Source organism: Streptomyces sp. NPDC031497 (assembly GCF_055580905.1).
This window is the reverse complement of sequence record NZ_JBVIKO010000004.1, coordinates 131,046-152,007: the sequence shown is the minus strand read 5'-3', so window position 1 is coordinate 152,007 and position 20,962 is coordinate 131,046. Positions and strand designations below refer to the sequence as shown.

The window sequence follows — 20,962 nt, the reverse complement described above, 5'->3', positions numbered from 1 at the left end:
GACACGCGTGCATTGGAGCCCGCGATGAGCGACATGATCACCGCGGACCTGGTCGATCTCGACCTGTCCGCCGACACCAAAGAAGCGGCGGCGCGCGCCCTCGCCGAGCGCATGGTGGCCCTGGGCCGGGTGACCGACCTGGAGGGCTTCCTCGCCGACGTGGCCGCCCGCGAGGCCCAGATGCCCACCGGCCTCGACGGCGGCATCGGCATCCCGCACTGCCGCAGCGCCCACGTCACCGAGCCGACGCTCGCCTTCGGGCGCAGTGCCGCCGGCATCGACTTCGGCGCGGCGGACGGCCCCGCCGACCTCGTCTTCCTGATCGCGGCCCCCGCCGGCGCCGACGACGCCCACCTCACGATCCTCTCCTCGCTGGCCCGCCAGCTGATGAACAGCGAGTTCACGGACGCGCTGCGGTCGGCGGGCGACGCGGAGGCGGCCGCGGCGCTGATCCGCGGGGACGAGACCCCCGCGAAGGGCGCGGAGGCCGGTGATACAGGCGCTGGCGTTGCTGCTGGCGCTGGCGCGAAGGGCACCGTGAGCGCCGCTGAGGGCGCCGTGAGCGCCTCCCAGAACACCGCTGCGACGCCGGCGGCGGCCTCCGCCGGCGTCGCAGCGGCAGACACGGCGCAGGCGTCCGCCCCGGGCTCCGGCGCGGACGCGGCCGCCGAGCGCCCCTTCCGAATCGTCGCCGTCACCTCCTGCCCCACCGGCATCGCCCACACCTACATGGCGGCCGAATCCCTGGAGAACGCGGGCCGCGAGGCGGGCGTCGAACTCGTCGTCGAGACACAGGGCTCGGCCGGTTTCACCCGGCTCGACCCCGAGGTCATCGCGGCGGCGGACGGCGTGATCTTCGCGCACGACGTGCCCGTCCGCGACAAGGACCGCTTCGCCGGCAAGCCGACCGTTGACGTCGGCGTCAAGGCGGGCATCAACCGCCCCGCCGAACTGATCGGCGAGGTCCGCGAGAGGGCGGCCCGCGGCGAGGCGACCTCCGGTTCCGCGCCGGCCACGCCGGTCGAACGCGCCGGGGACGCCGGCGAGGGCTACGGCACCAAGCTGCGCAAGTGGCTGATGTCCGGCGTGAGCTACATGGTCCCGTTCGTCGCGGCCGGCGGTCTGCTGATCGCCATCGGCTTCGCGATCGGCGGATACAAGATCAACAAGGCGCCGTCGGTCATGGACCACTTCATGTGGACCCAGGCCGACAGTTGGGGCGCGCTGTTCTTCCAGATCGGCGGCGTGGCCTTCGCCTTCCTCGTGCCGGTCCTGGCGGGCTACATCGCCTACGGCATGGCCGACCGGCCGGGCCTGGTCCCCGGATTCGTCGGCGGCTCGATCTCTCTCACCATCAACGCCGGCTTCCTCGGCGGCCTGGCGGCCGGTCTGATCGCCGGCGCGGTGGTGATGGGCATCCAGAAGGTCAACATCCCGGCGGCGCTGCGCGGCATCATGCCGGTGGTGGTGATCCCGCTGATCTCCTCGGCGATCGTCGGCTTCCTGATGTTCGTCGTCATCGGCAAACCCATCGCGTCCGCCCAGAAGGGCATGACGGACTGGCTGAACGGCCTCACCGGCACCAACGCCGTCCTGCTCGGCGCCCTGCTCGGCGTGATGATGTGCTTCGACCTCGGCGGCCCGGTCAACAAGGTCGCCTACACCTTCGCCACCGCCGGTATCGCGGTCTCCAACCCCAGTGACTCCGCGATGAAGATCATGGCCGCGGTCATGGCGGCCGGCATGGTCCCGCCGCTGGCGATGGCCCTGGCCACCACCGTGCGCGGCAAGCTCTTCACCGAGACCGAGCGCGAGAACGGCAAGGCCGCCTGGGTCCTGGGCGCCTCCTTCATCTCCGAGGGCGCGATCCCGTTCGCGGCCGCCGACCCGCTGCGCGTCATCCCGTCCTCGATGGTCGGCGGCGCGGTCACCGGCGCCCTGTCGATGACCTTCGGCGCCACCCTGCGCGCCCCGCACGGCGGCATCTTCGTGGTCCCGCTGATCGGCAACCCGTTCCTCTACCTGATCGCCATCGCCGCCGGTGTCTGTGTCACCACGGCCCTGGTCGTCATCCTGAAGGGCCTGCGCAAGCCGGCCCCGCAGACCCCGGCGGGCGGCTCCGCGGCCGGCCCGGCCGCCACCACGAAGGAGACCAAGCAGCCCGTCGCGGCCTGATCACCCGCACCCTCTTGTCCCTTTGATTCGCTGTGAGTTGTTCACGGCACCTGCGAGATACGTCACGGTCCGGGACCAAAGTCCCGGACCGTGGTGTGTACTGGGGCGCATGCCTGAGCACGTCGCGCCCCTCCAGCTGATCGGAGTGACCGCCCTCGCCCTGGCGACCGTCGCCTGGGTGGTGGTCCTGATGCGCGTGCTGCGCCACACCCGCCGTGAGGTCACCGCCTGGCACACGGCCCGCGTGCTCCCCGGCCACCCGCACCCGCTGCAGGCCGGGCCGCCGCGGGAGTCCGTGGAACTCACCCCCGCCGAACAGGACGCCTTCGCTGGCCTGGTACGCCGACTCGGCGGCCGCTGAGGCGCGGTCGATGGGGTGCGCTCGGCTCAGGACCGCCGCGCCGCCCGCCGCTCCATGGCCTCCCGGGCCGCGTCCTCCGACGGGTACACCTCGCACATATGCCGACCGTCCGGCGTCGCCGTGTGCTCGACCTCCCACAGGGACAGCTCCCGGCCGTCGTTCAGCAGGAACGCGTGCTCGTAGAGCGAGAAGCTCAAGCCGGTCCGGCCCGCCCGCCCGGGCCGTCCGAACGCCTGGGTGATCTGGTGCGCGAACGCCGTCGCCAGCACCTGAGCCGTCTCCGTGTCCGGCCGGTCGGTGTTCTCCGCACGGCGCAGAAGCCGGCGCGCGTGGTCCGCGGAGTCGTCCGGTACATACACGTGCCGTGGTTCGGGGACCGCCGCCAGCGTCATCAGCACCGGCAGCTCGAAGTCCGGGGCGTCCGGCGGCAACGGCAGCCGCGCCGTCGCGGCCCGCAGCTCCTCCTCGTCGACGTACACCTCGGCCTGCGGGTCGCTGCCCGGCGCGGTGTTGTGCACGAGCTCCCACAGAGTGACCGCCGACCCGTCGGCGAGCAGCCAGGTGTGCCGGTACGTCTCCCGGTGCAACCCCGCGCTGTGGTGCGCGGAGTGCAGCGAGCTGTCGTGCGCGAGCGCGCAGTCCAGCTGCCTCAGCGCCTCGTCGGGCAGTTCGAATGAGTTCAGGGCACGGCCGAGGAGCCGCGCGAGATGCTCCTCCGGAGACTCGGGCGACTCGGCTGGTTCGTACGCTGCCGTCTCGTACGGAACGCTCAAGGTTTCTCCCGGCGTTGCTGCATGTCACCTTGTGGGTGCATACCGTAGCCCCTCGGTCGGACATCATGTCCGGGAACCGAGAAAACGTATGCCGGGAAAACACGCGGGCCGCGCGAAAAGTTCCCGCGCGGCCCGACGATCCGTCAAAACCAGCCGGTCAGGCTGCGCTTCCCGCGGTCCACTCGCTCCACGACAGGTTCCACCCGTTGAGCCCGTTGTCCGGCTGCACGGTCTTGTCGGGGGAGTTCTTCACGATCACGACGTCCCCGATGAGGGAATTGTCGTAGAACCACTTGGCCGTCGTGTCGCCCTGCGCGCCCTGCGCGTCCGCGAGCCCCACACAGCCGTGGCTGGTGCCCTCGCGCCCGAACGGCGGGTTGCCCTTGTTGTACCAGTAGTTGCCGTGGATGAACGTCCCCGACTGCGTCAGCCGCATCGCGTGCGGCACGTCCGGGATGTCGTACTCCCCGCCCAGACCGACCGTCTGGCTGTTCATCCGGGTCTGGGTGAACTTCTCGGAGATCACCATCTGCCCGTTGTACGTCGTGTGCTCCGGGCTGCCCGTCGACACCGGCACCGACTTGAGCGTCCTGCCGTCCCGGACCACCGTCATGGTCTGCGTGTTCGCGTCGACCGTGGAGACCTGCGAACGCCCGACGGCGAAGGTCACCGTCTTCTTCTGCACCCCGTAGACACCGTTCGCGCCCTCGACGCCGTCCAGGTCGATCTTCATCGTGACCTTGGAGCCGGCCTTCCAGTACTCCTGCGGCCGGAAGTCCAGCCGCTGCGACCCGAACCAGTGCCCCACCACCTGCTGGCCGCTGCTGGACGTCACCGTGATGTGCGACAGCACGGCCTTCTTGTCGCTGATGACCTTGTCGAAGTTGAACGACACCGGCATCCCCACGCCGACCGTCGTCCCGTTGTCCGGGGTGTACGTCCCGATGTAGCTGTTCGAGGAATTGACGGTGGTGAAGATGGAGTTGGCCGCCGCCGTGAGCCCCTTGGAGTCCTTCGCGGTCGCCGATATCTCGTACTTCGTGCCGCGCTCCAGCTGTTCCTTCGGCTTCCAGACGCTGCCGTCCGCCGAGAGAGTGCCGTCCACGGCCTGCCCCGACCCCGCCACGGTCATCTTCACGACCGTCAGCTTGCCGCCGCTGACCTGCACGCCGGTCGTGTTGATGGACGCGCCGGTCGAACCGTCCTTCGCCGAGATCAGGATCTTCGCGGTCGACGTCTTGGCGGCGCTGTCCTGCCCACCGGCCTTGCTGTCGTCGCTGTTGGCGTTGGCGTTGCCGCCACAGGCGGTCAGGGTGAGGGCGCCGACCATCAGGGCGGCACAGGCCCCCAGTGCGCGCCGCGCTGCAATGTCCGGCGTTGTCACGGGCTGCTCCAGGTTCTTGTGATGTGCGTGATCCGCTCCAGTGCGTGGAGAGAGAGGGAATCGGCGCGGGTTCGGGTTCCCCCGAACGGTCGAGAACGCCATCACGTGACAGAACCGGGACAAACAGCGGGGGCGTGCGAGAGCCAGGGCGCGCCCCTCGCCGCTGTCATCGCGCCCCGTACAACTCCCCGTACGACGGCCACACTCCGCCCGGCCCGGCCACGGACTGAGCGGCCCGCACAGCGCGCACGATGGCGCGCGTCACCAGGTCCGCGCCGGCCGCGAGGATCTCGTTGAGCGCAAGCGGGCTCGCGTCGAGCGGGCGCGCGCCCGTGGCCAGCGCGAACACCGTGTCCCCGTCGTGCAGCAGGTGCACCGGCCGCACGGCGCGCGCGATCCCGTCGTGCGCCGTCCCGGCCAGCTTCTGCGCCTGCGCCTTGGAGAGGTCGGCATCGGTCGCCACCACCGCGAGTGTGGTGTTGAGCGGGGGGAGCCCGTTCTCGGCGGCGGCCTCGGCGAGCCGCCGGCGCGCGGCCGCGTGCACCCGCTCCTCGGGGTACTCCACGCGCCCCTGGAACAACTCCCCGTACAACACGCCTGTTTCGGGATCCATCACGGCGCCGGCGGCGTTGGCCACCACCAACGCGGCCACCGTGATCCCTGACTCCAGCACCGCGCTCGCGCTGCCCACCCCTCCCTTCAGCGCCCCGGCCACGGCGCCCGTACCAGCCCCCACGCACCCCTCCCGCACCGGTGCCCCGGGTGCGCACGCCGCGGCTTCCTCGACCGCCGCGCGCCCCGTGGCCGCGTCCGGCCGGGCCCGGAAGTCCCCGCCCCGCCCCAGGTCGAAGACGCAGGCGGCGGGCACCACCGGCACGACGTGCGCAGGATCCGCCCCCACCCGCACCCCGCGTCCCCGCTCCTCCAGCCAGGCCATCACCCCGGACGCCGCGTCGAGTCCGTAGGCGCTGCCGCCCGTGAGCACGATCGCCTCCACCCGCTGCACCAGGTTGCGCGGGTCGAGGGCGTCCGTCTCCTTGGTACCCGGGCCGCCGCCGCGTACGTCCACCGCCGCGACCGCGCCGCCCTCGGGAGCGAGCACCACCGTGGTGCCGGTGAGCCAGCCGTCGCCCCTGCGGGACGCGTGTCCCACCCGCAGCCCGGCCACGTCCGTCAATGCGTCAACTGTCATGACGGCCAGTCTGGCCCAGCCCGCCTTCGCCGCGGAGCGTCAGGAGGCGGTCGCGGCGGCGTCCGCCCGGCGCTCGCGGCCGACCGTGCGCGCCGTCAGAGTCGTCCCGGTCGCCACCGCCAGCGCCGACACCAGGCCCGCCGTCAGTACCGCCCAATCGCCCAGGAAGGTGCAGCAGATCACGAGCAGGGCCGTCATCGGCAGCACCAGCTGCTGGGCGATACCGACCTTGAAGTACCGCGAGTGCAGCGCCCACACGGTCAGCAGGTACAGCGCCGTCGGCAGGGTCACGGCCGCCGAGGCGGCCAGCGTCGAGATGTGCGCCGTGCCGACCGCCTGCTCGACGGCCACCTCCAGGCCCGCGCCGATCGAGGCCGCCGACGCGAAGATCAGGTAGTGGCCGTAACCCCAAAGGAACGATTCCTTGTTGGAGCGCAGATGGCCGTGGATCGGCACCACGAAGTAGATCCACCATGCGGAGAAGACGATCAGCAGGCCGCCCGCCGCGATCGGCAGCAGCTCTGCCAGCGCGTCATGCTCGGCCAGGGCCGACTTCACGGCGACGGTCGCCGCCGCGATCGTCTCTCCGAGCACGATGATCGTGAACAACCCGTAGCGTTCGGCGATGTGGTGCGGATGCCAGGAGGTGGCAGAGGCCTTCTCCGCGTACAGCGGCACACACATCTCGACGACCGCCATCACCAGGAACACCCAGGCGCGCGCGTGCTCCGGCAGCAGCACCAGGCCAGTCCAGCCGACCTGGCACAGCAGCACGCCGCCCGCGTACCGGAGGGCCATCGTTCTCTCCGCGCCCTCGGCCGATCGCGCGGCTCTCAGCCACTGCGCGGCCATCGCCAGCCGCATGATCACGTAGCCCAGCCAGACCGCCATGTAGTCGTGGTCCGCGAAGGAGCGCGAGACGCCGGCCGCCAGCACCAGCACGCCGGCGATCTGGATCAGGGTGACGACCCGGTAGAGCGCGTCGTCGTTGTCGTACGCCGAGGAGAACCAGGTGAAGTTCATCCAGGCCCACCAGATGGCGAAGAACAGCATCGCGTAGTTCAGGATGCCCTCGCCGGGATGGCCCTCCGCGACGGCGTGCACCAGCTCCCCACCCGCCTGTGCGATGGCCACCACGAAACACAGGTCGAAGAAGAGCTCGAGCGGCGAGGCGACGCGGTGGGCTTCGTCGCGCCCGCGCGCGGTGAGCCGGCGCAGCGGCCGGAGATGCTGGGTCGCGCCCTGGGAAGCGGGCGCCGGAGTGGAACTCGACGTCATGCGTCCAGCACAGCAGAAAAGGGCAGCGAAAGCTTGTGAAGGAGTTCACGAACGGAGGGCGGTGAGAACGGCGAGAGGGATGCAGGTGGAACGCCGACCGGACCGCCGGACGGACGGTGTGCATGCGTGCGCGGGCGACGCCCGGGCGCGCGACGCAGACGACCGCAGGCGCGGCCTCCGGGTACGGCTCGGGGACCGTCGTTGTGGCCGGGGGCTGCTCCTGGCTCTCGGACAGCTGCCTGATCTGCTCGTCCAGGAACGCGCGGAATCCGGTGAGCAGATCCGGGCCCGTATAGGGGTCGGCGCCCTCGCCCTCCCAAAAGGACACGGCATCCGCGACCTCGTCCGCGGCCTCGTGCCGGTCAGGCCGGGTGGCAGGCCCGGGGCCGACGGACGCCTCGGTCGGGCCGGGACCGTACGGGGCCGGGCCGGGACCGTACCCTTGAGGCATGAGTACCGCCGCCCCCGAGCCCGAGCCGCGCGACCCGAAGGCCGCGCTGATCTTCGACGACCCACTGGACCGGCAGTCGTCGGACGACACGGACGGCGGCTGGGGCGAACGCCCCGCGGGGGACTCCGCGGCGGACCTCAAGCGCTTCCTCGACGAGAAGCCGCCCCACCACCTCTGAACCGTCCGGGCCGTCGCCCGGACCCACCACCGCCGAGCGGCCCGCGCCGTCGCCCGGACCGCGCGCGGCAGCGTCGCTAGCGCTCGTTGTGCCCGGATCCGCGCTGTGCGATCAGGGCATCGCGGATCTGCTTCAGTACTTCCAGTTCGGTCACCTCGACGACCTCGCGCGTGCCCTCCTTCGCCCTCCTGCGGGCCTCCACCCGGGCCAGGTACTTCGACATCGGCAGGATCATCAGGAAGTACACGACCGCCGCGGTGATCACGAAGCTCAGTGTGGCTCCCAGGACGGAGCCCCACATGATCGGGATGCCGCTCTTCACCGAGCCGTCCGGGTTCAGCGCGCACGGGTCCTTCAGGCACGAGCTGTAGCTGTCGAGGTTCTTCGTGCCGATCGCGCCGACCAGCGGGTTGATGAGCCCCTTCACCACCGAGTTGACGATGTTGGTGAAGGCGGCGCCGATGACCACCGCGACTGCCAGATCGACGACGTTGCCGCGCATCAGGAAGGCCTTGAAGCCCTGCCATATGCCCGGTTCGTTCTTCTCGCTCACCTCGGGGACTCTCCTCGCATGCACAGGGTGTGGAACAAAACGCTCCGCAACCTACGTCACCAAGTGGCCTTCGTGCCCAATCCGGTAGCTCGAACCAGGGGTTTGACAGGATTCGGCCAAGAAATCTCCCCAGGCTGTTCAGCACAACGTCACCGCCAGCCGCGCCGTGGCGCTGGCGCCGACCAGCCGTGCCGCGGCGGCACGCGGAACCGAGAGCACGACCAGCGCCCCGCTCTCCGAGGTTCCCTCGACCGGCTCCGGCAGTTCCGTCACACGTACCCCGCGCGCGATCACCCGGGCGTCCCCGCCCGTCGAGGGATCTCCGGCGGCGATGACGTCCACCCGGTCGCCCGGGCGCAGCAGGCGGACCGTCGCGGCGTCGGCGATCCGCACCGGCGCCGTCACCATGTCCACGGGCGGGGCGTGCCGCCGTACCGGCTGGGTGACCGGATGCTTCCGGGGCCGGTCGGCGCGCAGGGGATCCGTGGCGGCGCGGGGGCCGGCCGCGACGAGCGCCGCCGCCGTGACCGCCAGGCCGGCCGCGAGAGCCCGCCTGCGGTGCCGTAGCAGCCGCCCCAGCCCGTAGCTTCCGCCGCGTACCCGCACCGGGTCGAAGTGCGGGATCTCGCAGGTGGCGGGGGCGTCCGTGCCCAGCGGGCGCGGAACGCGAAGGGGAGGGGGGAAGGCGGGGGACGAGGGTGGAGGAACGGACATGTGGATCACCACCTGCGACGAGGAATCGGCTTGCGGGACCACGATGAGGCCTCGCGCCGTAACGCGTCGGAGCCCGTGGAATACCCACGGGCTGTGGACAACTCCGCCACTCGAACGGGAAGTTCCGCCCGTTTTCCACAGGGTGCCGGATACTCGGGAACGGCCCGCCGCCCGTGCTACGGCAGCGGGAACCCCGGATCCATCCCGCCGAGCGCGTTCGTGCACAGGCAGTCCCGCGCCGCGTTCTCCGGCAGGGCCGCCACCGCGTCGAACAGCACGCCCCGCAGCCGGTCCACGTTCGCCGCGAACACCTGCAGCACCTCGTCGTGCGAGACGCCCTCACCGGTCTCGGCGCCCGCGTCCAGGTCGGTGACCAGCGTCAACGACGTGTAGCAGAGCTCCAGTTCACGGGCGAGCGCTGCCTCGGGATGGCCGGTCATGCCCACCACGGACCAGCCCTGCGCCTGATGCCATAGCGATTCGGCGCGGGTCGAGAAGCGCGGTCCCTCGACCACGACCAGCGTGCCCCCGTCCACCGGCTCCCAGTCCCGGCCACGGGCCGCCTTGAGCGCCGCGGCGCGTCCGGTGGGGCAGTAGGGGTCGGCCAGGGAGACGTGCACCACGTTCGGCACGGTGCCGTCGGGAAGCGGCAGCCCGTCGAAGTACGACTGCGCCCGGGACTTCGTCCGGTCCACCAGCTGGTCCGGCACGAGGAGCGTGCCCGGCCCGTACTCGGGGCGCAGACCGCCCACCGCGCACGGGCCGAGCACCTGGCGCACGCCGACTGAGCGCAGCGCCCAGAGGTTGGCCCGGTAGTTGATGCGGTGCGGCGGCAGATGGTGGCCGCGTCCGTGGCGGGGCAGGAAGGCGACCCGGCGGCCGGCGATCTCGCCGAGGAAGAGGGAGTCGCTGGGCGGCCCGTAGGGCGTGTCGACCTGGACCTCGGTCACGTCGTCGAGGAAGGAGTAGAAGCCGGAGCCGCCGATTACGCCGATCTCTGCGTTCACCATGCCCAGCACACTAGCTGGCCGCCGGAGCAGGCAGGAGCCGGTGCCCGGGAACACCTCGGACCCCGCCGTCGTACCACGGCGGGGTCCGGGAGGAGGAGTCTCAGGCGGCGGAGCTGCTGGCCGAGCCCGAGGAGGACGTCGAACCCGACGAAGACGTCGAGGACGACGACTTCGATTCGGAGGACTTCGAGTCGGACGACGTGCTCGACGAGCCGGAGCCGGACGGCTTCGACGCGGGGCTGCTGCTCGACGAGGAGCCGCGGCTGTCGTTGCGGTAGAAACCCGAGCCCTTGAAGACAATGCCGACGGCGGAGAACACCTTCTTCAGGCGGCCACCGCAGTTGGGGCACTCGGTCAGGGCATCGTCGGTGAACTTCTGCACCGCCTCGAGGCCCTCGCCGCACTCGGTGCACTGGTACTGGTAGGTCGGCACTGTCTTCCTCCTGGCACTCTCACTCGATGAGTGCTAACGACGGTCCATAGTGACGTATTCCTGAGGATCAGTCCACCGTCACCGGCACGCGGTGACCGACGCCACGTGCGACCGTACGGTTCCGGGGCCGGGTGACGAGCCGCGAGCGCAGCGCCAGCAGGGTCACCAGGGCGAGCACCGTGCCTGCCATCGGCACCAGGAACCCGGCGCCGCCCCACAGGCGGTCCTCCAGTTGTCCGGCGACCGTGACCGCGGCCGCCTGGCCGAGCGCCACCGCGCCCGTCAGCCAGGTGAACGCCTCCGTGCGGGCGCCGGCCGGGACCAGGCCCTCGACCAGCGTGTAGCCGGTGATCAGCGCGGGTGCGATGCACATGCCGACCAACAGACCGAGGCCGGCCAGGACGAGCACGGAGTGGGACGTCCACAGCGCCGACGCGGTCAGCGCGAGCGCCGCGTAGCCGACGACCAGGCGCCGGTGCGGGGCGGCCTTCCAGACGATCGCGCCGCAGACGATGCCCGAGAGCATGTTGCCCGCGGCGAAGGTGCCGTACAGGACACCGTTCAGGCCGGGCTCGCCGATCGACTCGGTGAACGCGGCGAGCGAGACCTGCATGCCACCGAAGACAGACCCGATACCGAGGAAGGCCACGACCAGCACCCGCACGCCGGGCACGCGGAGCGCGGAGACGTGCTGCACGCGCGCGTGGCCGGTGCCGGTCACCCGAGGCTGGGTGCCGCTCTGCGCGGCGAAGAGGAGACCGCCGACCAGGGTCAGCGCGGCTTCCGTGACCAGGCCGGCGGCCGGGGTCACGGCGGTGCACAGGGCGGTCGCGAGCAGCGGCCCGAAGACGAAAGTGAGCTCGTCCGTGACGGACTCGAAGGCGGCCGCGGTGGACATGAGGGGCGAGTCCTGGAGCTTCACGCCCCAGCGGGCGCGCACCATGGGGCCGACCTGCGGCACCGAGGCGCCGGTCGGCACGGCCGCCACGAACAGCGCCCACAGGGGCGCGTGCGCCAGCGCGAGCGCCGTGAAAGCGAGGCCCGACAGCGTGTGGACCAGCACTCCGGGGATCAGCACCGCGCGCTGCCCGTAGCGGTCGGCGAGGCGGCCGCTGTAGGGCGCGAACAGTGCCATGGAGACACCGGTGACCGCCGCTGCGGCACCTGCGGCGCCGTACGAGCCGGTGGTGTGCTGCACGAGCAGCACGATCGAGATGGTGAGCATCGCGAACGGCTGGCGCGCCGCGAAACCGGGGAGCAGGAACGTCCAGGCGCCACGGGTGCGCAGCAGCTGTCCGTATCCCGGGCGGGACGGAGCCGCCGAGTTCTCCGACGGCTCGGTGGTGACCGTGGATGCCACGGCCGTGCCTTTCTGCCGCCTGGTAGCGCGCCCGTGCGGGGGCGCCGAGAGCTGTCCTCTTGCGCGGAACTGCGGTAGATACCGGTGTCCACTGCGAAGAGCGATCCGGCCGCCATACGGTCGCGCCAGCTCTGCGTCAGGCAGAGTTGGTTCGATCAGGGTGCTTTTATCGTACAGGGCTCAACCCCTTGTACGCCTGTGAAAACGGGCACCACGAGGGCCGTTCACCTGGGATTGGCGGCGGTGTGAACCGTCTGAAACGCGTCCTTAACACGCGCCTCGCGCGCCCCGCGCGCCCGCGCTCAACGCCCGGAGGGCGACCCCGATCCCGATCCCGCGCCCGCCGTCCCGTTCGTGCCCAGCCAGCCCGCCAGCTTGCCTCCGTGCCCGACCGCGCGCAGCCGACGCTCCGCGGTGTCGCGCACCGGGTCGGTGGCGACCACGAGGAGTTCGTCCCCGCGCCGCAGCACTGTCGTGGGCAGGGGGACAAACGATTTTCCTTCGCGGACGACCAGGGTGACGGCGGCTCCGGCGGGCAGCCGCAGTTCGTTGACCTCGACGCCGTGCATCCGCGAGCCCTCGGGGATCGAGACGGACAGCAGGTGCCCGCGCAGCCGCTCCAGAGGGGCGGACTCGATGCCGAGGTCGGTCGCCTCCGGGCCGGTGCCGAGCCGCAGCTTGCGGGCCAGCCAGGGCAGCGTCGGCCCTTGGATGAGGGTGTAGACGACGACCAGGACGAAGACGATGTTGAAGATCCGGTGGCTGGTGTCGACGCCGTTCACCATGGGGATGGTCGCCAGGATGACGGGGACGGCGCCGCGCAGGCCTGCCCAGGACATCAGGGTCTGCTCCCGCCAGGGCACACGGAACGGCGCGAGACTGACGATCACGCTCAGGGGCCGCGCCACCATGGTGAGCGCGAGCCCGATGATCAGGGCCGGCCAGATGTCGTCGCCGAGCTCGTGCGGGGTGACCAGCAGGCCGAGCAGGACGAACATGCCGATCTGGGCGATCCAGCCGAGTCCCTCGGCGAAGCCGCGCGTGGCGGGCCAGTGCGGCAGCCTGGCGTTGCCGAGCACCATGGAGGCGAGGTAGACGGCGAGGAAGCCGCTGCCGTGCGCCAGCGCGCCGGCGGCGTACGCCGTGACCGCGATGGCCATCACGGCGATCGGGTAGAGGCCTGAGGCGGGCAACGCCACGTGTCTGAGACCCCAGGAGCCGAGCCAGCCGACCGCGAGGCCCATGGCCGCGCCGATGGCCAGCTCCAGGGCTATCTCGCCGAGCAGGACGTACCAGTGCTCGACCGGTCCCGCGGTGGAGAAGGCGACGACCAGGATGACCACCGGGGCGTCGTTGAAGCCGGACTCCGCCTCCAGCGTGCCCGTCACGCGCGCGGGGAGGGGGATGCGCCGGAGCACGGAGAAGACCGCCGCCGCGTCCGTCGAGGACACCACCGCTCCGATGATGAGCGCCTGCCGCCACTCCAGCCCGACCAGATAGTGCGCGCCCGCCGCGGTGACCCCGACGCTCACCCCGACCCCGACCAGGGCCAGCATGGACGCGGACGCCAGGACCGGTTCGACCTCCTTCCACTTCGTGCCGAGGCCACCCTCGGCCAGGATCACGACCAGGGCCGCGTACCCGATGACCTGGGTCAGTTCGGCGTTGTCGAAGTGGATGTCGCCGACGCCGTCCTGGCCCATGAGGACGCCGATCCCCAGGTACACGAGCAGGCTGGGGAGCCCGCTGCGCGAGGAGATCCGGACCGCCGCCACGGCGACGAGCAGGACCAGGGAGCAGACGAGCAGGAGCTGGTTGAGGTGCTGGACAGTCAGTGGCGATTCCCTTCGTCGGCTCGCGCGCGGGCGACGCGAAAGCTCACGTACACAAGACCCGAGGCTGCGGCACCCCGCACCCAAGTACTTCGTTACCTTACCTAACTCTTGACGCTTTCTTGACGTTGCGCGAGGCAAGATCGAACACCCATGCCCGCCGGTTCCCGACTCCGCGTCAAGGGGCGCGAGGCCCTGCGCCTATGGTTGCTCCAGCACTCCAGGACCGCCTGCCGCTCGCGTTAGGACAGCAAGGACAGCGATGCCCCCCAACACCACCGCCACATCGGGTGACAAGCCTGGCAAGTCCGGCAGGAAGAAGGGGCGCAAAGCCCGCCTGATCGTTCTGGTGCTCGTTCTCGCCATCGTCGGGGGCATCGCCTACGGTGCGTACTGGTCGATCAGCACGGTCCGCGCGTCCTTCCCGCAGACCAAGGGTTCGCTCACGCTCAAGGGCCTCTCCGGACCCGTGACCGTGAAGCGGGACGGCTACGGGATCCCGCAGATCTACGCCTCCTCCGACGCGGACCTGTTCATGGCGCAGGGCTACGTCCAGGCGCAGGACCGGTTCTACGAGATGGACGTGCGCCGTCACATGACGTCCGGGCGCCTGTCGGAGATGTTCGGCAAGGGCCAGGTGAAGGACGACGAGTTCCTGCGCACCCTGGGCTGGGACCGCGTAGCGAAGGAGGAGTACGACACCAAGCTGTCGGACTCGACGAAGAAGTACCTCCAGGCCTACTCCAAGGGAGTCAACGCCTACCTCGCCGGCAAGGACGGCAAGGACATCTCCCTGGAGTACGCGGCCCTCGGCTTCATCAACGACTACAAGCCCGAGCAGTGGACCCCCGTCGACTCGGTCTCCTGGCTGAAGGCGATGGCCTGGGACCTGCGCGGCAACATGGACGACGAGATCGACCGCGCCCTGATGACCAGCCGCCTGGGCCCGCAGCAGATCAAGGACCTCTACCCGGAGTACCCGTACAGCCGCAACAAGCCGATCGTCCAGGAGGGCCAGTACGAAGAGCTCACCAAGACGTTCGAGCAGAGCGGCTCCACGAGCGGCTCCGGGACCTCGACGGACACGAGTGGCTCCTCCATCTCGTCGACCACCGGTTCGGCGCTCACAAGCCAGCTGGCGGGCCTCTACGACGTCCTGGACGACGTTCCCACGGCCGTCGGCGTGAACGGCCAGGGCATCGGCTCCAACTCCTGGGTCGTCGCGGGCAAGTACACCATCAGCGGCAAGCCGCTGCTCGCCAACGACCCGCACCTGTCGGCCTCGCTGCCGTCCGTCTGGTACCAGATGGGCCTGCACTGCACCACGGTCTCCAGCAAGTGCCAGTACGACGTCACCGGGTACACCTTCGCCGGCATGCCCGGTGTGATCATCGGCCACAACGCGGACATCGCCTGGGGCATGACCAACTCCGGTGTCGACGTCACCGACCTCTACCTGGAGAAGCTCTCCGGCGACGGCTACCTGTACGACGGCACGACCAAGCCCTTCACGAGCCGCGAGGAGACCATCAAGGTCGCCGGCGGCACCTCGAAGAAGATCGTCGTACGGCAGACCGCCGACGGGATGCCCCTGCTGTCCGACCGCGACGACGAACTCGTCAAGGTCGGCAAGAAGGCCTCCGTCGACAACGCCGCACCCGACCGCGGCGACGGCTACGGCGTCGCGCTGAGGTGGACCGCCCTCGACCCGGGCACCACCATGGACGCCGTCTTCGCCCTCGACAAGGCGTCCGACTGGAACTCGTTCCGCGAGGCGGCCGCCCAGTTCGACGTGCCGTCGCAGAACCTGATCTACGCCGACACCAAGAACCACATCGGCTACACGCTGCCCGGCAAGATCCCCACGCGTTCGTCGGCCGACGACGGCTCCATCCCGGCCCCCGGCTGGGACTCCAAGTACAAGTGGACCGGCTACATCAAGCAGGACGAACTGCCCTACGAGTACGACCCGAAGCGCGGCTACATCGTCACCGCCAACCAGGCCGTGGTCGACAAGGACAAGTACCCCTACACGCTCACCACGGACTGGGGCTACGGCACCCGCAGCCAGCGCATCACCGACCTGATCGAATCGAAGATCAAGGACGGCGGGAAGATCTCCACCGACGACATGCGTCAGATGCAGCTGGACAACAGCAGTGAGATCGCCAAGCTGCTCGTGCCCAAGCTGCTGAAGATCAACCTCGACGACAAGGACGTCCGCGAGGCGCAGAAGCTCCTCGAGGGCTGGGACTACACCCAGGACGCCGACTCCGCTGCCGCCGCCTACTTCAACGCGGTCTGGCGCAACATCCTCAAGCTCGCCTTCGGCAACAAGCTGCCCAAGGAGCTGCGGGTGAAGGGCCAGTGCCTGTGGGTCGAGAAAGCCGACGGCACCGGTCCGGTCGACGACGACACCAAGGTCCGCGAGTGCGGCGAGCGCGATGCCGACCAGGCCCAGCCGGACGGCGGCGACCGCTGGTTCGAGGTGGTCCGCACCCTCATGGACAAGCCGGACAGCGACTGGTGGAAGACGCCGGCCGGAGCGGGTGACCGCAACAAGGCCGACAACATGGACGAGCTGTTCGAGCGTGCCATGGTCGACGCCCGCTGGGAGCTGACCGCCAAGCTCGGCAAGGACATCGACACCTGGAGCTGGGGCCGGCTGCACCGCCTGTTCCTGAAGAACCAGACGCTGGGCACCGACGGCCCGGCCATCGTCCAGTACGTCCTCAACCGCGGCCCCTGGAAGCTCAGCGGCGGCGAGGCCACGGTCAACGCGACCGGCTGGAACGCCGCCGGCGGCTACGGCGTCGTCTGGGTCCCCTCCATGCGGATGGTCGTCAACCTCGACGACCTCGACAAATCCAAGTGGATCAACCTCACCGGAGCCTCCGGTCACGCCTTCAGCGCCCACTACACCGACCAGACCGGCAAGTGGGTCGACGGCGAGCTGCTCCCGTGGTCGTTCTCGGACAAGGCGGTCGACAAGAGCACCGGCGACACGCTCGTCCTCAAGCCCTGAGCTGTTGACCGCACGCCGGCGAAAGCGGCCCTCCACGCGCGCGTGGAGGGCCGCTTCACGTACCGGCGCCTGCCGTGGCCCTGCGTGCCGGCTACCTCAAGAGCCCGCCGCGAACCGGCGCGCGCCCGACGGCGTCACCACCGCTTGGACCGGCCGGTCGTGCGCCTCCGCGGGCACGCGTTCGACGACCTCCGTGTCGTACAACAGCACCACGAGCGCCGGGCGCGCGCCCGCGCGCTCCAGACGTGCCAGTACGCGGTCGTACGACCCTCCACCGCGCCCCAGCCGCATCCCGCGCGCGTCGACCGCGAGCCCCGGCAGCAGCACGACGTCGGCGGAGAGCACGGCGTCCGGGCCGAGGAGTTCACCGGAGGGTTCGAACAGCGCCATCTTCCCGCCGTGTTGGACGCGCGCGAGGGAGCCCTCGCCGGCGTACGCGCCCCAGTCCAGATCGTTGTCCGGCAGGAGCGCGGGGAGCAGGACGCGTACGCCCCGCGTGAGCAGCGCGTCGAGTAGCGTGAGGGTGCCGGGCTCGCCCCCGACGGAGACGTACGCCGCCACCGTGCGTGCACGCGCCAGCTCGGGCAGTTCCAGAGCGTGCTCGGCCAGCGCGTCGGACGACTCCCTGACGACGTCTGTCGTCAACCTGTTCCTCACCCCCAGGAATTCTCGTCGCAACATTCGCTTGTCAGTCTCGCCCCCGGGTTCACCGTGCTGCACAGGTCGTCCCCGCATCCTTTCTAATCCGCTCATATGAGTGCCAATTAACCGGAGCCTCAGATTCTTCGCAAAGGCACCGGATAAGGTTGCGGACATGACTCAGTCGCACCCCAGGATCAGCAAGGCTGTCATTCCCGCGGCAGGCCTCGGCACCCGGTTCCTGCCGGCCACCAAGGCCACTCCCAAGGAGATGCTGCCGGTCGTCGACAAGCCGGCGATCCAGTACGTGGTCGAGGAGGCCGCGTCCGCGGGGCTCGACGACGTCCTCATGATCACCGGGCGCAACAAGCGCCCCCTGGAAGACCACTTCGACCGCAACTACGAGCTGGAATCGGCGCTTCAGAAGAAGGGCGACGCCGGCCGGCTCGCCAGGGTCCAGGAGTCCAGCGATCTGGCCACGATGCACTACGTACGCCAGGGCGACCCCAAGGGCCTCGGCCACGCCGTGCTCTGCGCGGCCCCGCACGTGGGCCACGAACCCTTCGCCGTCCTGCTCGGCGACGACCTGATCGACCCGCGCGACCCGCTGCTCCAGCGCATGATCGAGGTCCAGGAGCAGTACGGCGGCAGCGTGATCGCGCTCATGGAGGTGGACCCGGAGCAGATCCATCTGTACGGCTGCGCCGAAGTGGAGACCACGGTCGACGGTGACGTCGTCAGAGTGACCGGTCTGGTGGAGAAGCCGGACCCGGCGGACGCCCCGTCGAACTACGCCATCATCGGCCGCTACGTCCTCGACCCGCATGTCTTCGACATACTGCGGCGCACCGAGCCCGGCCGCGGCGGCGAGATCCAGCTCACCGACGCCCTGCAGCAGCTCGCCCAGACGTATTCATCAGCGGCTACCGCCGCGGGGAAGGTCGGCGGCCCCGTGCACGGCGTCGTCTTCAAGGGCCGCCGCTATGACACCGGCGACCGCGGCGACTATCTGCGTGCCATTGTCAGGCTCGCGTGCGAACGTGAAGACCTGGGCCCGGACTTCCGGACCTGGCTTCGCAGTTACGTAGCCGAGGAGATGCAGCAGAGTTGAGCAGCGCCGCGACCCGCCCCGCCGGCCAGGACCACCTGTGGTCGGTGGACGAGCACCTGGAGGACATCCTCACCACCGTCCGCCCCCTGGAAGCCATCGAGCTGCAACTCCTCGACGCCCAGGGCTGCGTACTGGTCGACGATGTCATGGTGCCGGTGTCACTGCCGCCGTTCGACAACAGCTCCATGGACGGGTACGCGGTACGGGTCGCGGACGTGGCGGGCGCGAGCGAGGAGTTCCCGGCCGTCCTGGAGGTCGTCGGGGATGTCGCGGCGGGCGCGGCGGAGCTCACCCCGGTCGGCCCCGGCCAGGCCGCACGGATCATGACCGGTGCCCCGCTGCCGCCCGGCGCCGAGGCCGTCGTCCCCGTGGAGTGGACCGACGGCGGCCTCGGCGAGGGACCGGTCGAGGGGATGTTGGCGCGCAGCCTCGCGCCCGAGGGCGCCGAGGGGCACGTGCGCGTGCACCGGCCGGCCGACGCACGCGCGCACGTACGCGCGAAGGGCAGCGACGTGCGGGCAGGCGAGCGCGCACTGGAGGCCGGCACCGTGCTCGGCCCGCCGCAGATCGCGCTGCTCGCCGCGATCGGCCGCGGCTCGGTACGCGTGCGCCCGCGCCCGCGCGTGGTCGTCCTGTCCACCGGCAGCGAGCTCGTCCAGCCCGGCGAGGAGTTGGGCAGCGGCCAGATCTACGACTCCAACAGCTTCGCCCTGACCGCCGCCGCCCGGGACGCGGGAGCCATCGCCTACCGGGTGGGCGCGGTCATCGACGACGCCGACACCCTGCGCTCCACCGTCGAGGACCAGCTCGTCCGAGCCGACCTGATGGTCACCACGGGGGGCGTGAGCGTGGGGGCGTACGACGTCGTCAAGGAGGCGCTGGCGCACGTCGGCGACGCGGACGAGGCGGGCGGCGGCATCGACTTCCGCAAGCTCGCCATGCAGCCGGGCAAGCCCCAGGGCTTCGGCTCCATCGGCCCCGACCACACGCCCCTGCTGGCCCTGCCCGGCAACCCCGTGTCGTCGTACGTCTCCTTCGAGCTGTTCGTCCGCCCCGCCATCCGCACCCTGATGGGCCTCCCCGACGTGCACCGGCCCCGCACCAAGGCGATCCTCAAGGCGGACCGGGCGCTCGGCTCGCCGAAGGGGCGCAGGCAGTTCCTGCGCGGGGCGTACGCCGACGGCGAGGTGACCGCCGTGGGCGGCGCCGGTTCGCATCTGGTCGCCGCCCTGGCCCATGCCGACGCGCTGATCGTCGTACCCGAGGACGTGGAGTCCGTCGAGCCGGGCAGCGAGGTCGAGGTCGTCCTGCTCGGCTGACCCGCGCGCGTACCCGTTCGCCGGGCGGTCCTGCTCGCCGGCGCGCGCCGGCATGGCGGTACCGTGTCGCGCACAGCAGGCCCGAGCGCCGCACCGCGACGGGCCCGGACCGGGAGCGCCACACAGCATGACTGAGCCTTCCCGGGGGGACACCCCCGGACGCCCTGCGCCAGACCGCCTCACGCACATCGACGACGCGGGCGCGGCCCGCATGGTCGACGTGTCCGGCAAGGACGTGACCGCGCGCACCGCACGCGCCAGCGGACGCGTCCTCGTCTCACCCCGCGTGATCGAGTTGCTGCGTGGTGAGGGTGTCCCCAAGGGCGACGCCCTCGCCACCGCGCGCATCGCGGGCATCATGGGCGCCAAACGCACCCCGGACCTGATCCCGCTGTGCCACCCCTTGGCGGTCTCCGGTGTGAAACTGGATCTGTCGGTCGCGGAGGACGCCGTGGAGATCCAGGCCACCGTGAAGACGACGGACCGCACGGGCGTCGAGATGGAGGCCCTCACCGCGGTCTCCGTCGCCGCACTCACCGTGATCGACATGGTCAAGGCGGTCGACAAGGGAGCGGTCATCACGGACGTACGCGTGGAGGAGAAGACGGGCGGCAAGTCGGGCGACTGGAGCCGGGCGTGAACGCCGGGCCGTCCGCCGGTGGTGCGCCGCGCGCGCCGTACCGTGCGCTGGTGGTGACCGCCTCCAACCGCGCCGCCGCCGGCGTCTACGAGGACAAGGGCGGGCCGCTGATCGCGGCGGGACTGGAGGGCTTCGGATTCACCGTGGACGGGCCGCGGGTCGTGCCCGACGGGGATCCCGTGGCAGCCGCCCTGCGCGCGGCCGTCGAGGCCGGGTACGACGTCGTCGTCACCACCGGAGGCACCGGCATCTCGCCCACCGACCGCACGCCCGAGGCGACCCGTGCGGTGATCGACCACGAAGTGCCGGGCATCGCGGAGGCCGTCCGCGCGTTCGGACGGGAGAAGGTGCCCACCGCCGCGCTCTCCCGGGGTCTGGCCGGGGTGGCGGGCCGGACACTGATCGTCAACCTTCCGGGGTCCACCGGCGGGGTACGGGACGGCCTGGCCGTCCTGGAACCGCTGCTGGCGCACGCCGTCGACCAGATCCGAGGCGGCGACCACCCCAGACCCAGCACCGGGGGTGCGAGCTGAA

At 70.8% G+C, this 20,962-nt stretch carries 19 protein-coding genes; 8 read left to right on the top strand and 11 right to left on the bottom strand.

The annotated features are described in order from the left end of the window. Nucleotides 1–24 precede the first annotated feature (24 nt). The gene (locus ACZ5K7_RS09340; protein ID WP_468912160.1) at nucleotides 25–2,175 is read left to right on the top strand and encodes a PTS fructose transporter subunit IIABC; all 2,151 of its coding nucleotides are present in this window, start codon (nucleotides 25–27) and stop codon (nucleotides 2,173–2,175) included. A gap of 109 nt (nucleotides 2,176–2,284) precedes the next feature. Next, the gene (locus tag ACZ5K7_RS09335) at nucleotides 2,285–2,536 is read left to right on the top strand and encodes a hypothetical protein (protein ID WP_351712257.1); all 252 of its coding nucleotides are present in this window, start codon (nucleotides 2,285–2,287) and stop codon (nucleotides 2,534–2,536) included. A 26-nt stretch (nucleotides 2,537–2,562) separates the two neighbouring features. Here ACZ5K7_RS09335 and ACZ5K7_RS09330 read toward each other — a convergent pair whose 3' ends face one another. The 4 genes from ACZ5K7_RS09330 to ACZ5K7_RS09315 all read right to left on the bottom strand — a co-directional run bounded on the left by ACZ5K7_RS09330 (nucleotide 2,563) and on the right by ACZ5K7_RS09315 (nucleotide 7,163). Next, nucleotides 2,563–3,309 (bottom strand): DUF6227 family protein, encoded by a 747-nt coding sequence (locus ACZ5K7_RS09330; RefSeq protein WP_351712255.1) that lies wholly within the window; start codon nucleotides 3,307–3,309, stop codon nucleotides 2,563–2,565. Between the two features lie 157 nt (nucleotides 3,310–3,466). Then, nucleotides 3,467–4,693 carry a L,D-transpeptidase gene (locus ACZ5K7_RS09325; RefSeq protein WP_468912158.1) on the bottom strand — a complete coding sequence of 409 codons (1,227 nt, stop codon included), beginning with the start codon at nucleotides 4,691–4,693 and terminating at the stop codon, nucleotides 3,467–3,469. Nucleotides 4,694–4,859: 166 nt separating this feature from the next. Further along, nucleotides 4,860–5,885 carry a P1 family peptidase gene (locus tag ACZ5K7_RS09320; RefSeq protein WP_468912156.1) on the bottom strand — a complete coding sequence of 342 codons (1,026 nt, stop codon included), beginning with the start codon at nucleotides 5,883–5,885 and terminating at the stop codon, nucleotides 4,860–4,862. Between the two features lie 39 nt (nucleotides 5,886–5,924). After that, nucleotides 5,925–7,163 carry a low temperature requirement protein A gene (locus ACZ5K7_RS09315; RefSeq protein WP_351712249.1) on the bottom strand — a complete coding sequence of 413 codons (1,239 nt, stop codon included), beginning with the start codon at nucleotides 7,161–7,163 and terminating at the stop codon, nucleotides 5,925–5,927. Nucleotides 7,164–7,612: 449 nt separating this feature from the next. Between ACZ5K7_RS09315 and ACZ5K7_RS09310 the strand changes: the two genes are divergently transcribed. Continuing rightward, the gene (locus ACZ5K7_RS09310) at nucleotides 7,613–7,792 is read left to right on the top strand and encodes a hypothetical protein (RefSeq protein WP_351712247.1); all 180 of its coding nucleotides are present in this window, start codon (nucleotides 7,613–7,615) and stop codon (nucleotides 7,790–7,792) included. 76 nt (nucleotides 7,793–7,868) lie between these two features. Here ACZ5K7_RS09310 and mscL read toward each other — a convergent pair whose 3' ends face one another. The 6 genes from mscL to ACZ5K7_RS09280 all read right to left on the bottom strand — a co-directional run bounded on the left by mscL (nucleotide 7,869) and on the right by ACZ5K7_RS09280 (nucleotide 13,697). After that, nucleotides 7,869–8,345: a large conductance mechanosensitive channel protein MscL gene (mscL, locus tag ACZ5K7_RS09305; protein ID WP_351712245.1), complete on the bottom strand. Its 477-nt coding sequence runs from the start codon at nucleotides 8,343–8,345 to the stop codon at nucleotides 7,869–7,871. A gap of 138 nt (nucleotides 8,346–8,483) precedes the next feature. Next, on the bottom strand, nucleotides 8,484–9,059 hold the full coding sequence (locus ACZ5K7_RS09300; protein ID WP_351712243.1) for a CpaB family protein: 576 nt from the start codon (nucleotides 9,057–9,059) through the stop codon (nucleotides 8,484–8,486). A gap of 176 nt (nucleotides 9,060–9,235) precedes the next feature. Then, nucleotides 9,236–10,069, bottom strand: coding sequence for an S-methyl-5'-thioadenosine phosphorylase (locus ACZ5K7_RS09295; protein ID WP_468912154.1), 834 nt, complete (start codon nucleotides 10,067–10,069; stop codon nucleotides 9,236–9,238). Nucleotides 10,070–10,169: 100 nt separating this feature from the next. Next, nucleotides 10,170–10,502 (bottom strand): FmdB family zinc ribbon protein, encoded by a 333-nt coding sequence (locus ACZ5K7_RS09290; protein ID WP_468912152.1) that lies wholly within the window; start codon nucleotides 10,500–10,502, stop codon nucleotides 10,170–10,172. 67 nt (nucleotides 10,503–10,569) lie between these two features. Continuing rightward, on the bottom strand, nucleotides 10,570–11,862 hold the full coding sequence (locus tag ACZ5K7_RS09285) for an MFS transporter (RefSeq protein ID WP_468912150.1): 1,293 nt from the start codon (nucleotides 11,860–11,862) through the stop codon (nucleotides 10,570–10,572). A 302-nt stretch (nucleotides 11,863–12,164) separates the two neighbouring features. Beyond that, on the bottom strand, nucleotides 12,165–13,697 hold the full coding sequence (locus ACZ5K7_RS09280; RefSeq protein ID WP_468912592.1) for a potassium/proton antiporter: 1,533 nt from the start codon (nucleotides 13,695–13,697) through the stop codon (nucleotides 12,165–12,167). A 259-nt stretch (nucleotides 13,698–13,956) separates the two neighbouring features. On the opposite strand from ACZ5K7_RS09280, the gene ACZ5K7_RS09275 reads away from it, so the two are divergent. Continuing rightward, nucleotides 13,957–16,719 carry a penicillin acylase family protein gene (locus ACZ5K7_RS09275; RefSeq protein WP_468912148.1) on the top strand — a complete coding sequence of 921 codons (2,763 nt, stop codon included), beginning with the start codon at nucleotides 13,957–13,959 and terminating at the stop codon, nucleotides 16,717–16,719. A 96-nt stretch (nucleotides 16,720–16,815) separates the two neighbouring features. On the opposite strand, the gene ACZ5K7_RS09270 is transcribed toward ACZ5K7_RS09275, so the two are convergent. Next, nucleotides 16,816–17,400, bottom strand: a complete 585-nt coding sequence (locus tag ACZ5K7_RS09270) for a 5-formyltetrahydrofolate cyclo-ligase (RefSeq protein WP_468912146.1) — start codon at nucleotides 17,398–17,400, stop codon at nucleotides 16,816–16,818. A 133-nt stretch (nucleotides 17,401–17,533) separates the two neighbouring features. Here ACZ5K7_RS09270 and galU point away from each other — a divergent pair, with 133 nt between their 5' ends. The 4 genes from galU (at nucleotide 17,534) to ACZ5K7_RS09250 (ending at nucleotide 20,961) form a co-directional block, all read left to right on the top strand. Next, the gene (gene galU, locus ACZ5K7_RS09265; RefSeq protein WP_351706820.1) at nucleotides 17,534–18,469 is read left to right on the top strand and encodes a UTP--glucose-1-phosphate uridylyltransferase GalU; all 936 of its coding nucleotides are present in this window, start codon (nucleotides 17,534–17,536) and stop codon (nucleotides 18,467–18,469) included. Beyond that, nucleotides 18,466–19,788 carry a molybdotransferase-like divisome protein Glp gene (gene glp / locus ACZ5K7_RS09260; protein WP_468912144.1) on the top strand — a complete coding sequence of 441 codons (1,323 nt, stop codon included), beginning with the start codon at nucleotides 18,466–18,468 and terminating at the stop codon, nucleotides 19,786–19,788. The genes galU and glp overlap by 4 nt, the downstream gene beginning before the upstream one ends. Before the next feature lie 127 nt (nucleotides 19,789–19,915). Then, nucleotides 19,916–20,428, top strand: a complete 513-nt coding sequence (moaC, locus tag ACZ5K7_RS09255) for a cyclic pyranopterin monophosphate synthase MoaC (protein ID WP_351706814.1) — start codon at nucleotides 19,916–19,918, stop codon at nucleotides 20,426–20,428. Next, nucleotides 20,425–20,961 carry a MogA/MoaB family molybdenum cofactor biosynthesis protein gene (locus ACZ5K7_RS09250; protein ID WP_468912143.1) on the top strand — a complete coding sequence of 179 codons (537 nt, stop codon included), beginning with the start codon at nucleotides 20,425–20,427 and terminating at the stop codon, nucleotides 20,959–20,961. Before moaC ends, ACZ5K7_RS09250 begins: the two co-directional genes overlap by 4 nt. Nucleotide 20,962 lies beyond the last annotated feature (1 nt).